The sequence below is a fragment of the Bacteroides uniformis genome (assembly GCF_025147485.1).
Taxonomy (GTDB): Bacteria; Bacteroidota; Bacteroidia; order Bacteroidales; family Bacteroidaceae; genus Bacteroides; species Bacteroides uniformis.
The window spans coordinates 1,642,596-1,657,272 of record NZ_CP102263.1; the positions used below are offsets into that span (position 1 = coordinate 1,642,596).

Below are 14,677 nucleotides of genomic sequence, written 5' to 3' on the forward strand. Positions count from 1 at the left end.
GTTATTTGTCTTTCGCGTCCGAATGCTGTACATTTGCAGTGCATGTAGAACAAATATCTTAGATAATTATGAAAAATAGAGTACGTTTTTTCTTCTTGTTTCTCGGCTTGCTGGGAGCGTTGGCAGTTCATGCACAAATCAATGAGTTGCCACGTTCCACACCCGAGGCAGAAGGAGTCCCTTCCAAGGCTGTCACTGCCTTGTTTGATTCACTGATGGCATTGCCGAAAACAGATATCCACAGCGTGGTGGTGCTGCGTCACGGCAAGGTCATCGGAGAAATCTATCCGGCTCCGTTCGCGCCGGAATATCGCCATACCATGTATTCCTGCTCCAAAACCTTTGTCGGGGCTGCCGTAGGACTTGCCATTGCAGACAACCGCTTGCGCTTGACAGACCGTGTCGGTACCTTCTTCCCGGAACTTCTTCCGGATTCGGTTTCCGCTAATCTGGCAGACATGACTGTCCGTGACCTGCTTACCATGACGTCGGGTATCACTCCCGACTGGAATATGCGCAACCTCACTTCCGACTGGATACGTACCTTCCTTGCCAAACCGGTGAAAACTCCGGGCAAGAAGTTTGAATATGATTCGATTAGTACCTATATGCTTTCCGCTATCGTGCAGAAGGTGACGGGCATGACTGTGCTGGATTATCTGAAGCAGAAGCTTTTCACCCCGATGCATATCACGGACGTTGCGTGGGAGATAAGCCCCGAAGGCATCAATACCGGTGGCTGGGGACTGCATATCCAGAGCGAGTCACTGGCAAAATTCGGATTGCTGCTGCTGAACCGGGGTGTTTGGGAAGGCAAGCAGTTGCTCCCGGCTTCCTGGGTGGAGCAGATGATGACCAGACAGATAGGAGATTATGGCTATCAGATGTGGCTTTGCGAATATCCGGGTGCTGTACGTGCTGACGGGGCTTTGGGACAATACATTCTGATTGTTCCGGATAAGGATATGGTAGTGGTCATTACCGAATGTACATTGATAGACGGTCGTCGGCAGCGTCGTCTGGTCTGGAACCGCTTGTTGCCGGAGGTCGGTGACCAGGTATTAGCGCCCGGTAAGGACTACAAGCGCCTGCAGAAGAAACAGCGTTCTTATCAACTGCCGTTAGTGCAAGGAAAGGCTGCTTCCTCCCTTTCACAGAAATACGCAGGCAAGCGCATCCTGCTCGGAGAGAACAAATACGGATGGCAATCCATCGAACTGCAATTCAAGCAGCAAGAAGTAGTGATGACTGTGGTGGAGAAAGACGGAAAGACATACAGTCTTCCGTTTGGCTATAAGCAATGGTCGAAAGCGGCAATTGATGGCTATCCTCCGTATTCGGTTGCTGCAAAGGGGCGTTTTAAGGGTATAGAAGGCCCTTTCCAGGTGGCAGGCAGTTATGCGTGGGCGTCACCTGATGCTTTGCAACTGAAAGTACATTATGTCAACTGGATAAGCGCTCTTGGGCTTACGCTCTGCTTTGAGGATAACAAGGTACTCCTGACTGTTACGGAGAATTATTCTTCGGGTGAAGGGGTGACTTTCGAAGGTACATTAGCGCATTAAAATAATGAATCGTATTTTGCTTACTCTAAAACGGCCTTTTATCTGGCTGTACCGTTTCCGGCACCGTTGCGGCTACGGTGTACATTCTCCTTTTGCCTTTAACCTGATTACGCATGTAATTTACGAAAGTACGGCTTATTATAAATATGAAGAGCTGGCCAAGGCACAGAAGCAACTGGAGCTGGAGAAAGATAAACGTTGGAAGTACGAATCGAAGAAAGTAAAACGCCTTCTGTTCCGTCTGGTAAACTATACCCAGCCGGAGACCATTGTAGATGCCGGTACGCTTGCCGCTTCTGCCCTCTATTTGAAAGCGGGGAAGGAGGGGGCAGATTATACTTCGGCTTCCGACCTTTCCGAGCTCTTTCTGGAGAGTGGCGTTCCCGTTGATTTCCTTTATTTGCACGATTATCGTCATCCCGATTTTGTAGAGGAGGTCTTCCGCATCTGTTCCACCCGTACCAGGGGAAAGTCTGTTTTTGTAATTGAAGGTATCCGTTACACTCCGCAGATGTTTGCCCTCTGGAAACGTATGAAGCAGGACGGGCGGGCGGGTATTACGTTCGACCTTTATGACCTTGGTATCATATTCTTCGATAAAACAAAGATAAAACAAGACTATATTGTCAACTTTTGATTATCTTTAGGCGTTTCAATAGTGATTAGCGGTTAGTGATTAGTGCTTAGCTCCACTTACTGGCTGCTAAACATTAATCCCTAACCCCTAAACATTAATTCCTTATGAAGATATACACCAAAACCGGAGATAAAGGAACCACCTCTCTTGTAGGCGGAACCCGTGTACCTAAAACGCATATCCGCCTTGAGGCATACGGTACGGTGGATGAGCTAAATTCCAATCTGGGTCTTCTCATCACGTACCTGCTTGACGGAAAGGATAAAGATTTTCTGCAGCAAGTGCAAGACAGACTTTTTGCCGTAGGCTCTCATCTGGCCACAGACCGGGAGAAAATGGAGCTGAAAGAAGCCAGTATCATCAGCTCGGAGCAGGTGGAAATGGTGGAGCGGGAGATAGACCGTTTGGATACTCTTTTGCCTCCTCTTTCAGCCTTTATTCTTCCCGGCGGAAGTCGCGGTGCGGCAGTCTGCCACGTTTGCCGTACGGTTTGCCGTCGTGCAGAGCGTCGGATTCTTGCTCTGGCCGAACAAGTGGAAATCGCTTCGGAATTACTGGCTTACGTGAACCGCTTGTCTGATTATTTGTTCGTTCTTTCCCGTAAAATGAATCAAGACGACAAAAAAGGTGAAATATTTTGGAATAATAGTTGCAAGTGAAATAAATTGTTATACTTTTGCCGAAAAATAGAAATAGGACTTAATATTCACAATTTTAATACTAGAGACTATGTATTGGACATTGGAATTAGCATCTAAGTTGGAAGATGCTCCTTGGCCGGCAACTAAGGATGAATTGATAGATTATGCCATGCGTTCGGGTGCTCCGCTTGAAGTGATTGAGAATCTGCAGGAAATGGAAGATGAAGGCGAGATTTATGAAAGCATAGAAGATATTTGGCCCGATTATCCCAGCAAAGAGGACTTTTTCTTCAACGAGGAGGAATATTGATACGCTTTAAAAGAAAAAACTTACCGGTATGTCTGGTAATATTTTGAAACATAGGGAGAAGTAATTCCAAAACCGATAACTATGGTTGAAGAATTACTTCTTTTCTTTTTAATACCCCCACACTACAATAATAATGAATGTACAAGAAGCAACGACACGCCGGTTACCGGATTTGAAGGAAAGGCATCTGCCTGAAAACTGCCGCGAAACCATAAACACGATTTTAAAGGAGACTTACGGCTACGAACAGTTTCGTAATCTTGAGATTTACGATGACTTGTCCAAGGGAAAAGAGAAACTCTGCATTTCGCAGGGACAGCTGATAGAGAACGTTATACTGGAGGCTGAAAAGGCTTGGAAAAGTGAAACGCAGGTAGACAATATATTGTTGACTGCCCCTACCGGCTCCGGAAAATCCTTGTTGTTCCAGCTTCCTGCCATCTATTTGGGGAAGGAGTATAATCTGCTTACCATTGTGGTTTCCCCTTTGAAGGCGTTGATTGTAGACCAGGTGGAAAGTCTGCAGGAACTGGGGTATGCGCGTGTGGCATACGCCTCGTCCGATTTATCGCCGGAACAGAAGATGGAGGTTTACCGGCAGGTGCGTGAGGGGGAGATTGATTTGTTCTATCTCTCGCCGGAATTGCTTCTCTCTTACGACATCAAGCATTTTGTAGGCGAGCGCCGCATCGGTCTGGTGGTGGTCGATGAGGCGCATACGGTAACGACATGGGGCAAGGAGTTCCGTGTGGACTACTGGTTCTTGGGGCGCTACCTGACTGCTTTGAAACAGACTCTCGGCTATAATTTCCCGTTGTTTGCATTGACCGCTACGGCTGTCTGGAATCCCAAAGGGGGCAATGACATGATATTCGAGACTATCCGTTCCTTGCAGATGGAGCCTTGTGTGCTTTATGTAGGTACGGTGAAGCGCCGGAATATTGGCTTTGACATCCGTCAGATGGAGATGGAGGACGGGGAGACATACGACAAGGCAAAGCAGCGCGTGGTGGCTGCGCGGGTCGAGGACTTCCTGGACGGACACAAGACATTGCTCTATTATCCTTTTGCGGGTGGCATCGACATGCGCCTGAAGACGTGGGTGAAGCCGGCAGACTGGCGTCTGGTCGCTTCCTATTATGGCAAGAAGGAAAAGGAACAGAAAGCTGCCATTGTGCAGGAATTCAAGGAGGGGACCAAGAAACTGATTGTGGCTACGAAAGCCTTTGGTATGGGAGTGGACATCAGTGATATAGACCGTGTATACCATGTGGCGCCATCCAGTACGTTTGTCGACTATATTCAGGAGATAGGGCGTGCCGCGCGTGATACGGAGATACATGGCATTGCCGCTACCGACTACCATGAACGGGATTTCTATTATATGAAGCGTCTGCATCAGACGGGGAACATTGCCCAGGAACAGCTGGTGCTTATTCTGAGAAAGCTCATGGAAGTGTACCGCATGAAAGGGGAAAAACCGGAAATCATGGTGTCTTTGTCCGATTTCGAGTTTGTGGTGAAACTGCCGCGTACAAAGAACAAGCTGGAGTATGAAGCAGAGTTGGGACAGCTCATCAAGACTGCCTTGCTTTGGCTGGAAGACGATTTGATGCAGCGTTATGGAAGGCATCTGCTTGAAATCAGCCCCAAGAATCTGTTGACCGAAGGATATGTCCAGGACAAGACGGGTGATGTCTTTGCCCGTGAATTCCATAGCTATCTGACAAAGGTAGAAGGGGAGGACGGGGTTTACGTCGTACGTCTGGAAGCGCTTTGGGAAGAGCGTTTCCCGGAGCTTGGCTACAAGGAGTTCAAACAGAAGCTGAATAATGGAACGTTGCGGGAAGGTGCCCGTGCCGTATCTGTAGGCAAGCATGAGGTGTTGTTAAAGGAAGATGCCACTGTCATCCGTGAGCGGATGGATGCCTTGTTCAAGAGCCTGACAATGATGCTGAAAACGGCATTGATAAAGTCGAAAGGACGTTTTGATGAAGAAGAACTGCGGGCTGTCTTTGCCGAGCATGGCATGGACGTGCGCTCTGCCAAACGCTTTATCGGTTCCCTGCTGGAGAGCCGCACGGAGGAAGGCCGCAGTGTGAGCTATATCAGCAGTGTGAAAAAGAAAGATTCCAATGAACTCTCTTTTACGGTGACCAAAGGCTTTGATTTGCTTCTGTCGCGCTATCAAAAACTGTTTAGCCAACGTATAGTGGGCAGTAAGGGAGACCGCCTGTTGTTTTATTGCACTCCTTTCTCGGACTTGAATATGCTGCTTAATCTGCTTTCTATGCTCGACTGCCTTTCGTTCAGTGTGGAGGGTGGCGGTACGCCTTGCGTATTTGTCCGTTTCAATGACCCCGAAACTCTGCAGGAACTTGCGCTTGGCGATGATTACCGCAATCTGATTCTGGATACCAACGAGCAGATATTCCAGGAGCAGATTGACTTGTTCTCTTTCTTCTTCGGAACAGATAAGCTGACGGATGAACAGCGCTGGGACTTTATCGAGGATTATTTTACGGGAATGGGAGTGGACGACTTGAAAAAGAAGTTTGTGTCCTTGTAGCACCAATTCGTTGAACAGCCTTTCCAGAGTTACAGTTCATCTTTGCTTTTACTGTAAAGATTGTGAGTAATTAGTCTAAGTGCTCCTGCAGAAACCGTTGCAGGATGCGTGCATGGTTGTATATCGGTGCTTTGGAAGCATATAGTAAGGTTATGGTATGGTGGTGTTTTATGGTGTCAATGAACCTAAGGGCGGCTTCCGAATTTTCCAGTTCCTTGCGATACATGGCTGCAAACCCCTCCCAGTGTTCCGCTTGGTCTTCGTGAAACCATTTTCTTAATTCAGGTGAAGGGGTAATATCCTTTTCCCAGACATCGTATTTCAGATGTTCCTTTTTTATGCCGCGAGGCCACAGCCGGTCCACCAATACACGGTAGCCGTCTGTTGCATCGGGTTCTTCATATACCCGTTTGATTCTGATTTGTGTCATGGCTGTTCTCTTAATTTTGCTTCCATTTTGATGGAGCGTGGGAAAACGATATTATTTTCCAGATGGATGTGCTGGTGCAAGGCCTCTTCAAATGCTTTAAGCTGTTGGAGTACGAGGCGGTAACTGTTGCAGGCATCTTCTGGAGCTGTATAGCCGTTGGTCAGATGCTCTATGTGGCGATAGCGTTCTCCTTCAATGTCATGTTCTGCCATCATGACGGATATGGGAGCTTCGATGCTTCCACAGTGGAATTCGGGCAGGGGAGTATTTTCCAGCTTAGCCTTTACCATCTCATAGATGTAGGGAAACAGTACCAGTTCCTCTTTGTCGAGATGGGCATTGAGGTCGGAGAGGGAATCATGAAAGAGAGCCTGCACATTGTAGAGTGACGGATGTTTTTCACCGTGTACGCGACATATTTTATCCAGCAGTTCTTCAATCTCGGGACCTTGTGTACGGATATTACGGTGGTGGATTTTGAGAATATAGTCCACCAATAAGTCCAGAGGCCAACTCTTGAAATCAATATTTTCGGAGGTTGTCGGAGCCAGATGCTCTATTTCTTCTATCACCTTCTCCATATCGGCTCCGGCAGTTTTACTGGCTTCGGGAAGCAGTGCGGAACCATGGCAGCAGAAATCAATGCCATATTTATCAAATATCCCGGCATTGTTGAAGTTGTCGGCTACGATTTCGCCGACTGTCATACGTTTATAATCCTTCATATGTTATCTTGTTTTTGTTTTCCACAACATTGTGGAAACCTGCTATATATACAATTATATGGCAGATAATGTTTGAAGGGTTATGATTATTTGAGTTTTCTTGCCCGGTTCTTTCATTTAAAGGAATTGGAGGAGTTATCACTTCGCTCCGCTCCGTCAGGAGTTGAAGAAGTTAAAGCCGATACTTCTGTGAATACATACGCACGAGTATTGGCTTTAACTCCTAAGTCGACTTGTCGGCTGATAACTCCTTTAAATGAAAGATTCGTGGTTTCCTTGTCTATCCTTCTACTTTTTGGAATGCCAGCCGTTCGTCTCCATTGGCCAGAAGGATGATGCCGCAATATTTGAATCCGTGCTTCTTCAGTATGTATTGCAGGATATGATTGTCCCGGTGGGTATCTGCACGTAGGTTGGGTATTTGTTCGTAGCACCATTGCAGGCAGGCATTGGCCACTCCTTTGCTGTGTTCTGTACTTGCCAGCCGGTGAATGACGCCGTAAGGAAGCGTATCTTCCACCCATTTTCCTTCATAGATATGCGTATATGTGGGGTCGTTTCCACGGATAAAGGCGAAGGTTCCGATAATTTCTTCGGTATCGTCGGTGCACACATAGCTGTTTCCTTGTTCGATGTCTGCTATGACGATTTCCCTGGAAGGGTAGTTGCCTCTCCACTGCAGCATATTTCCGTCTTTCCGCATGATGTGCTTCGCTTGTTCAAAGATGTCCATAAGGATTGTAATGTCTGTGGGTTGCGTCTTTCTGATTTTTATCATAGCTTTTTATTTTATCTGTGTGGTATCTTTCTTTGATTCAGGTTGCAAAGGTAATGCGTTTTGTGATTCATTGTTCTCTTAAATGAACAAATGCTAATAGATGTTGTTTCTTTAGGAAGAATTTGCATATATTTGTCCCGTAATATTAAACACAATTGATTATGAAAAAGATTTTTAGTGCTTTCATGATAGCTGTATGCTGTATGCTTATGGCTATGCCTGCTCAGGCCCAACTATTGAAGTGGGGTGTTAAGGGTGGTGTGAATATGACGAAAATAGATTGGGATGGCGGATATAAGGGAAACAAGGATAATTCTACCGGTTTCTTTATTGGTCCGATGGCTGAGTTTACCATTCCCATTGTAGGCTTGGGTGTTGATGGTGCTTTGCTGTTCTCTCAGCGCGGCAAGGACGAGGTGAAGCAAACAGGACTGGAAGTACCCGTAAATCTGAAATATACCATTGGCTTGGGTAGCTTGTTGGGTATTTATGTGGCAGCCGGTCCTGATTTCTTCTTCGATTTTAAGAAGAAAGACTACGTAGATCGCAAGAAGGCTCAAGTGGCACTTAATCTGGGTGCCGGTGTGAAGCTGCTGAAGCATCTTCAGGTTGGCGTGACCTATCAGCTCCCGATGGGCGACTCATTTACGTGGGAGGAGGCGGGTAAGGCTTTCGGTGCCAAGAATAAGACTTGGCAGGTGTCTGCGGCGTATCTTTTCTAAATCTGGCAAAACGATTTGTGGCATATAAAGAAAGGCTCTCCTACAAAAAGGAGGGCCTTTCTTGTGTTTTTGATTACTTTTCTACAATTACATCTACTGGGGCAGGTGCGTCATCGTGGAGTGGGATAGCAGCTTCGCGACTAGGCTGTCTACCGTCTTTGATGGCGAGTACCCATTCCCCATTTGCTTTTATGGGGTTGAACATGAACCCCATACTACTACCTGGAGTGTCAGAATCTGAACGTGGCGTAAATTCTATTTTGTACTTCACGTCATTGTTTCCTTGTGTAGAGAAGCTGAGGTAATCCAATTGATAACGAATTACCGGGAAACGCTGGAAACGTTTGGTCAGTGCTTCCCGTTGTTGTATTGTTAAAGGTTTGGCTATACCAGCGTCATCAATGGAGTAAAGCATATCAAGAGCTTTGTCAGTCTCTTTAGCTTTTAGAAGATCCATACACTGTGTACATAATGTAAGAACAGCGCTTGAGTCTGCAGCAGTCAAAGTAGCTACAAACTCGTCTTCTGCCTCTTTCTGTGTCTTCATTTTCTCTTCGTGTCCTTTTGTTGAACATGCTCCGAGTAGAAAGCTTACTGAGAGAAGAAGCATAAAAAAGATTTGTTTATTCTTCATTGTTGATATGTTTATTAATCGTGCATTGTTAAATAAAAAGGTGCGTCACCTTATTATGACGCACCTTTATTATATTACCGCATTTTAGGATGCGATGAGTTCTTTACAAGATTATCTGTTGGCGATAGTACCCTTAACAGCAATAGCAACTGCAGCTTCTACTTCACCCCATGCATAGGTTACCTTTACGGGAACCATGATGGTAAAGTCTTTAGTATTACCTTCGTTGTTCTTGTAGTTCAATTTGTAGGTGTTCAGTTTGGCAATGTCATCACCACTGATTGTAACTTCATTAGAAGTAGTGGCTGCGCCCGCATTATCAAGAATAGACAGCTTGATAACATCAGGATTAATAGGCATTTGCGTACCGCTTGTATTAACATCACAAGTTGCATTATCCAAATCCAAAGCTACTTTTTCAATTTGATAGTAAGTGTACAAGTTGACACCGTTTTCTAATACAGCTTCATATGCCTTGGTTGTAGTGTTATACTTGATAACAGCTTTGTCACGCCAATCTTCTGCGGTGAAGAGGTCACCCAGCTTCACAGAAGAACCACCTGCTTCAGCGTCTACAAACTTAGCATTGTCGTTGCTTTCGATATCCAACGGACGCAAGAAACGAGCGTTGAAATTGTAAGCAGGAGCCAGTTCTATGTTGCAGTCACCATAAACAGCTGAAACTTCGATGATGGCAAACTGTTGGTTAGGCTTATTTTCGTTGTGACCGAAGAGGTTCAAGAATTTCTTGGCTTCTGCGTTATCTTTGTAAGTAATCTTGTGGCTTACTTTATCAAGAGTTGCGATGAGAGAAGCGTCTGCTCTCTTTTCGCCCCAATACAAATTAGTGCTGCTCTCGTTCTTCTTAGTTTCATCTTTGCTAACAAACAACTTCTTTCCACCTATAGTCAGACCATCGTTCTTAGCAGAGAACAAGTAGCTGTACTTGATTTCCATACCTTTGTCTTTCTTGTTCCAGATTTCACCATAAACCGGCTTAGAAGCTTCTGATACAGTGAATTCAATGCCAGATACTTCTTTCTTAGAAGTAGCATCTATATGCCAGAAGTAGTCATCAAGATTTTTTACATAAGCAGTTACGTTATTGTTTGCATCCGGAGCAGGAACATTGGTACGTACAGTATCTCTGTCAGCCAATGCTGTTTCAGCAGGATACCAGTAAGCATCACGTTTATTACCGTAACTTGCTGTAGTCGGCAATTCTGCGATGGAAATCTTGATACCTACGTAAATAGCATAAGTTGTTCCACCTGCTACAGGTTTGTACTTGCCATAAAGTGTCAAGGTGCGATCTTTGTAATCCTTGATGAGTTGGTCTCTTTGTTCTCTTGTAGTAGTCCAAGTCAAGATGTCATTCGTTGAGCTAGGTTCAGCATCAGCTATCTCCTTAACTACACCATAAGCATTGTCCACAGCAAATTTATTAGCAGCTGTTACTTGAATGAAGCCACCCTTACCGTCTGCTACATAAGTTTCGTCTTTTACAAATGTATAACCCTTTGTGAATTCTTCCTTGGTCATACCCAGTTCTTCAAGAATCTTACCGGACATGTCTTTCCAAGTGATGGATACAGCTTGGTCACCACACAAGTACGGCAACTGCGGAGTGCTCTTGTCAATAACAATTGCATCAGGAGTAGCGGCTTTTTCAGTAATTTCCAACTTGATGTAACCTGCTAATACTACATTATTTGCAGCATCAACCAATTTAACCAATACTGCCGGACGACGACCGATAGCACTTCTACCAATCTTTTCTGTACTTCCTTCAGGAATAACTACACTTTCTTCTTTGTCGTTTACATAACAAGGAGTGAAAGTTCCGTCTTCTTCCAGTTTAGAGTAAGCATTTTCTTCTGTATCGTTGTCACCGCTGATATAGTGAACGGGCTCAAACTTGAGAGTCAAATTATATAACTGGGCAGCCTCGGCAAGAGTCATTCTTCCGTGATCAGTTGCGGTAATTTCTTCTCCAAAGTTTTCTACATGATGGATGCACAACAAATCTGCCAATTCGATGGAACCACCATTGTATTGTGCAGGAACAGTATATACGTTTTCGATAGCTTCCTTAGCTGTCTTATACAGTTCAGGCTTACAAGTGTTTTCTGTTACGATTTTACTCTCATCGGTGTAAGCGATAGCTTTAAAGCCTTGGATCATCGGCATGATGGCAGCATAGTCGGAAGTAACTGTAGACTTCTCTTCACCTTCTTTTTCGCCATTAGCTAATGTTGCTTCCAGAGCTGCGATAGAAATATACTTGTCTTTACCGGGAGTGCTCAAATTGCCCTTCTTCAAATCCTCTACAGAGAGTTTATATGTAGCATACATTCTTTCACCGTCAATGGTCTTACCTGCGTTTTGGAAGATAGGGGTTACTACAGCAGGATTAGCTTTTGTAGTTACATATTCCGGAGTAGCTGCCAAGAACTGCCATTCGATATCTTTCAGTTTGGCGTTCAACGGGTTCATATGATAGTACATAGCACTGGTTGAAGGCATCCAATAAGTTCTCTTAGTGGCATCTTTCAAAGCAATCCAATTGGTAGCACTTGTACCTTTCTTGATTACAAAAACTACACCGTGATCATCTTCACCATTTTCTTCGTTCTTTTCAGCTTCGATGAAATCACCGTTGGCATATTTGTATTTAGTAGCTTCTACTCCGTCTTCGTACAATTCAGGGATGAATACTAAAGCTTTCAACTTAGTAGTCAGAGAAATAGTCTTTTCAACCAATTTGCCGTTCTCATCCTTCATGTTACCAAGGGTCAGAGTTTCATCTTTTGTATTCCAAACAGCTGAAAGTGTTCCTTCCGGTAACCATTTCGTAGTTTGTACTTCATATAAAGGATCTTTACCCTTTTCTTCTGTTACCTTCACCCAGTAGCCAGCTTCTGCTTGGCCATGCAACTTACCAGTCTCTTCAGTACCTGGATAGTAATAGATAGTTTTAGCGTCTTGACCGGCAGCACCGTCACCCGGCTCACCTTTTTCACCACGTGCAGGAAACTCTGTTTGTACATCGTCTTTAGCCCACCAATAGTCACCGTTAGCGTCTTTTACAATACTCCAAACGGGAGCGTTTGTGCCGTTTGTTCCGTTCTTGATAGGATAAGATTCGCCATTGCTTAATTTGATGACAATGCCATCTTCTGTTTTGTCAACGCCGGTAATGACCGATCCAGCGTCAATCTTAGCTTGAAGGTCACTTACCAGCTTTTCTACTGCTGATACGCGGTTGTCCAAGCTTTCGATGTCGTCATCATAGTCCTTACAAGACGTGAACGTTCCTGCAGTGCCCACCATTAAGGCGCTGAACAGGATCACACTTAGAAACTTTTTGTTCATAATTGAAAACTTTAAATTTATAAATTTAAAAAAATAAAAAGTGAATAATCTCTCATTTTAAATCCCTTTCGCATACTTGTTTTGTTGTCAAGTATTCCGTTACTTCGCAGGTAATGAAATCCTGTTAATTTCGTTAATAATCAGGGAATAAGGAGAAAATAGACCGGTTTTGTTTGGAATAGTAAAAATCAGTCCGTTGGGATATTGGAAAGATAATATATAGTCTTAATCTCCAACATCATAGAAAAGCTGCAATAGAAATTATGAAGTGAAAAAGTCTCTAATTTTCAATATAAGATTCTATCTCTCAGTTTATTGCTTACGTTGGGAAACTTTTTGTAAAGCCAATATCAATCCGCTCCTCAAAACTTTGTTTGAAGACTATAAAAAAGAAACAACAAGTTTGCTCTACTTCCTCAAAAGAAGTAATCTCTTTTATACTGGATATCCTTCGTTTTTTACAAAAGAAATTACCTTCTGATTGGCTTCGTCAATCTTTCTGTTGCTGAAAGGCTTCAGATAGGTTTCCGTCACCGTGATGGAGGAGTGCCCCATGGCTTCCGATATGATTCCGGGGTGTATCTCGCAATGGTAGGCCATTGTGGCCCAGGTGTGTCTGGCTGCATAACTACTGAGTGCCGACTGCATTCCTAGGCACTGCCTGAGCACTGCCAGACGTTGGTTGAATGCCCTGAGCGCCGCCTGGTATTTCCGGTATGCCGCTTCCGTGCCTTCCTCACTTTGTAATATGGGGAATAAATAAGGAGAGTCCTTGTCCTTGTTCGCTATCATTCTCACCATTTGCATAGCTTCCGGCGTCAATGACACGGTCAGTGCCCGTCCCGTCTTCCTGCGTCTATAAGACAAGGTGTTTCCTTGTAAATCCCTCTTATGCAAATAGGCCAGGTCCACAAAAGGAATCCCTCTTAGCATAAACATCAGTACAAAGAAAATTTTTGTTTTCTGTCGGGTGTTGGGAGATTGGCCGTCCTGCAGGCTCATCTCTGTCTCCCGTACCAAGCAGCCTATGTCGGAAGCTTCGAGCGCCTTTTTCCTATCTGTCCGTGTACCGGTATACACATGCTCAAACAGCCTGGGTACATATCGCACCATCTTTCTGTCCACTGCCCGGTTGTAAACCGAACGTATCGCTTTGATATAAGTGGACACCGTATTCCAACTACAATTCCTCTGTCTGAGGAAGTTTTCGAATCTCTTCAGTACGGTCGGGCTCAGCTTGCGCATGGGCATCGGTTGCCATTTGGTGAATACCGAGAATGCATTCACCGCTGACTGGTAGATGTGTGCCGTTCCCCACCTGCCGCCTTCCCGGAGTTCCCCGATGACTGAGGAGAACATCTCTTGTAAGGTAATTTCATTTCTGCTCATTTCCAAATTATTTATAAAAAGGTTTATCCTGCAATTATAAATAAATTGAGAGCAAGTGCAAAGGCATCATTCTGAAATCTGCGAAACGGGAATGATGCCGTATCCGACAGCTTATTTGTTGGCTAACGTCTGTTTAGTGGCTGATATACGTATCCTGGAAGAACCGCTTGTTATCATTCAGGCTGCAAGTGGCATCCACTCCGGCTTGTTGCAGGCGTTCGGCAATCTCATTCAGTTTCTTCCTCGAAACCCTTCCGATATAGAACAGACGGTAGCGGTAATCGTTGTCCAGCAATTCCATGACGTGCGTGAAATTCTGTTCGCGGGCAAAGTCGAAGTTTACTTTTCTTAGGTTCTGGTACGGATAGCGGATAGTCCTGCCTACGCTGTGTATGATGAGGCCGTTATTGTCCAACGTCAGGTAGCAGAAGCGGGTCATCAGCATGCTGATGAAAAAAAGACTTAATGCAAACGAAATGATAGCCGGGATGAAGCCCCTGCCACTGATGGAATAATATCCCAATATAAGGAATATCAGGAATAAGACAAAGAACCAGAACATATAGAGTGACGGACGCTGGTATGTTTCTGTGGGAACCTCTGCGACTGTCCGTTCCCTCGGTGCGTAGTTGTCGAAGGGGATTTCTTGGGAGACCAGGTAGCGGATGACCGAGGAAGGGTGACGGAAAGGAGGCAGATAGATTACTTTTTCTTTTCCTTCCTTTAGATGTAAAGTCAGTATGCCCGGACCATATTTGTCTTTCGCAGCCAAGTTGCTTTTGCGGGGAACCTGGTGGTAACGCTTCATGAAACTGAAACTCTTGATTTGGTGCAGTCCGATGTGCTGGCTTTGCAGCAGTTGTTCGGCTCTTTTCTGTTCTTTACTGGTCACTTCCATAGTT

Annotated in this window: 13 protein-coding genes; 6 read left to right on the forward strand and 7 right to left on the reverse strand. The window is 44.9% G+C overall.

All coding sequences use genetic code 11. The features are described 5' to 3' along the window. The first annotated feature begins 68 nt into the window (after window positions 1-68). The 5 genes from bas-suc to NQ510_RS06135 all read left to right on the forward strand — a co-directional run bounded on the left by bas-suc (window position 69) and on the right by NQ510_RS06135 (window position 5,722). Window positions 69-1,565, forward strand: a complete 1,497-nt coding sequence (bas-suc, locus tag NQ510_RS06115) for a 3-succinylated cholic acid synthase (RefSeq protein WP_005824432.1) — start codon at window positions 69-71, stop codon at window positions 1,563-1,565. 4 nt (window positions 1,566-1,569) lie between these two features. Beyond that, a complete protein-coding gene (locus NQ510_RS06120) occupies window positions 1,570-2,202 on the forward strand; it encodes a hypothetical protein (RefSeq protein ID WP_005824435.1) in 633 nt (210 codons plus the stop codon). A gap of 104 nt (window positions 2,203-2,306) precedes the next feature. After that, the gene (locus NQ510_RS06125) at window positions 2,307-2,861 is read left to right on the forward strand and encodes a cob(I)yrinic acid a,c-diamide adenosyltransferase (RefSeq protein WP_005824436.1); all 555 of its coding nucleotides are present in this window, start codon (window positions 2,307-2,309) and stop codon (window positions 2,859-2,861) included. 70 nt (window positions 2,862-2,931) lie between these two features. Continuing rightward, entirely contained in the window at window positions 2,932-3,153 is a 222-nt protein-coding gene (locus NQ510_RS06130; protein ID WP_002558131.1) for a DUF2795 domain-containing protein, read from the forward strand. 133 nt (window positions 3,154-3,286) lie between these two features. After that, complete coding sequence (locus NQ510_RS06135; protein ID WP_005824438.1) at window positions 3,287-5,722, forward strand: DEAD/DEAH box helicase; 2,436 nt, start codon at window positions 3,287-3,289, stop codon at window positions 5,720-5,722. Window positions 5,723-5,792: 70 nt separating this feature from the next. On the opposite strand, the gene NQ510_RS06140 is transcribed toward NQ510_RS06135, so the two are convergent. The 3 genes from NQ510_RS06140 to NQ510_RS06150 form a co-directional block, all read right to left on the reverse strand. Further along, window positions 5,793-6,152: a DUF488 domain-containing protein gene (locus NQ510_RS06140; RefSeq protein ID WP_005824440.1), complete on the reverse strand. Its 360-nt coding sequence runs from the start codon at window positions 6,150-6,152 to the stop codon at window positions 5,793-5,795. Continuing rightward, a complete protein-coding gene (ric, locus tag NQ510_RS06145) occupies window positions 6,149-6,877 on the reverse strand; it encodes an iron-sulfur cluster repair di-iron protein (RefSeq protein ID WP_005824443.1) in 729 nt (242 codons plus the stop codon). The genes NQ510_RS06140 and ric overlap by 4 nt, the downstream gene beginning before the upstream one ends. Window positions 6,878-7,157: 280 nt before the next feature. Then, a complete protein-coding gene (locus NQ510_RS06150; protein WP_005824447.1) occupies window positions 7,158-7,655 on the reverse strand; it encodes a GNAT family N-acetyltransferase in 498 nt (165 codons plus the stop codon). A 161-nt stretch (window positions 7,656-7,816) separates the two neighbouring features. Between NQ510_RS06150 and NQ510_RS06155 the strand changes: the two genes are divergently transcribed. Continuing rightward, entirely contained in the window at window positions 7,817-8,377 is a 561-nt protein-coding gene (locus NQ510_RS06155; protein WP_005824451.1) for a porin family protein, read from the forward strand. Between the two features lie 73 nt (window positions 8,378-8,450). On the opposite strand, the gene NQ510_RS06160 is transcribed toward NQ510_RS06155, so the two are convergent. From NQ510_RS06160 to NQ510_RS06175, 4 genes are all read right to left on the reverse strand, one after another. Further along, entirely contained in the window at window positions 8,451-9,011 is a 561-nt protein-coding gene (locus NQ510_RS06160) for a hypothetical protein (protein ID WP_005824453.1), read from the reverse strand. A 111-nt stretch (window positions 9,012-9,122) separates the two neighbouring features. Continuing rightward, window positions 9,123-12,386, reverse strand: a complete 3,264-nt coding sequence (locus NQ510_RS06165) for a PL29 family lyase N-terminal domain-containing protein (protein ID WP_005824456.1) — start codon at window positions 12,384-12,386, stop codon at window positions 9,123-9,125. A 435-nt stretch (window positions 12,387-12,821) separates the two neighbouring features. Continuing rightward, entirely contained in the window at window positions 12,822-13,775 is a 954-nt protein-coding gene (locus NQ510_RS06170) for a tyrosine-type recombinase/integrase (RefSeq protein WP_005825744.1), read from the reverse strand. Window positions 13,776-13,908: 133 nt separating this feature from the next. Continuing rightward, complete coding sequence (locus NQ510_RS06175; RefSeq protein WP_005825742.1) at window positions 13,909-14,673, reverse strand: hypothetical protein; 765 nt, start codon at window positions 14,671-14,673, stop codon at window positions 13,909-13,911. Window positions 14,674-14,677: the final 4 nt, after the last annotated feature.

Excerpts from the sequence above, each read along its gene's own strand:
- bas-suc (WP_005824432.1), top strand. The coding sequence starts at position 69 with ATGAAAAATAGAGTACGTTTTTTCTTCTTGTTTCTCGGCTTGCTGGGA.
- NQ510_RS06120 (WP_005824435.1), top strand. The coding sequence starts at position 1,570 with ATGAATCGTATTTTGCTTACTCTAAAACGGCCTTTTATCTGGCTGTAC.
- NQ510_RS06125 (WP_005824436.1), top strand. The coding sequence starts at position 2,307 with ATGAAGATATACACCAAAACCGGAGATAAAGGAACCACCTCTCTTGTA.
- NQ510_RS06130 (WP_002558131.1), top strand. The coding sequence starts at position 2,932 with ATGTATTGGACATTGGAATTAGCATCTAAGTTGGAAGATGCTCCTTGG.
- NQ510_RS06135 (WP_005824438.1), top strand. The coding sequence starts at position 3,287 with ATGAATGTACAAGAAGCAACGACACGCCGGTTACCGGATTTGAAGGAA.
- NQ510_RS06140 (WP_005824440.1), bottom strand. The coding sequence starts at position 6,152 with ATGACACAAATCAGAATCAAACGGGTATATGAAGAACCCGATGCAACA.
- ric (WP_005824443.1), bottom strand. The coding sequence starts at position 6,877 with ATGAAGGATTATAAACGTATGACAGTCGGCGAAATCGTAGCCGACAAC.
- NQ510_RS06150 (WP_005824447.1), bottom strand. The coding sequence starts at position 7,655 with ATGATAAAAATCAGAAAGACGCAACCCACAGACATTACAATCCTTATG.
- NQ510_RS06155 (WP_005824451.1), top strand. The coding sequence starts at position 7,817 with ATGAAAAAGATTTTTAGTGCTTTCATGATAGCTGTATGCTGTATGCTT.
- NQ510_RS06160 (WP_005824453.1), bottom strand. The coding sequence starts at position 9,011 with ATGAAGAATAAACAAATCTTTTTTATGCTTCTTCTCTCAGTAAGCTTT.
- NQ510_RS06165 (WP_005824456.1), bottom strand. The coding sequence starts at position 12,386 with ATGAACAAAAAGTTTCTAAGTGTGATCCTGTTCAGCGCCTTAATGGTG.
- NQ510_RS06170 (WP_005825744.1), bottom strand. The coding sequence starts at position 13,775 with ATGAGCAGAAATGAAATTACCTTACAAGAGATGTTCTCCTCAGTCATC.
- NQ510_RS06175 (WP_005825742.1), bottom strand. The coding sequence starts at position 14,673 with ATGGAAGTGACCAGTAAAGAACAGAAAAGAGCCGAACAACTGCTGCAA.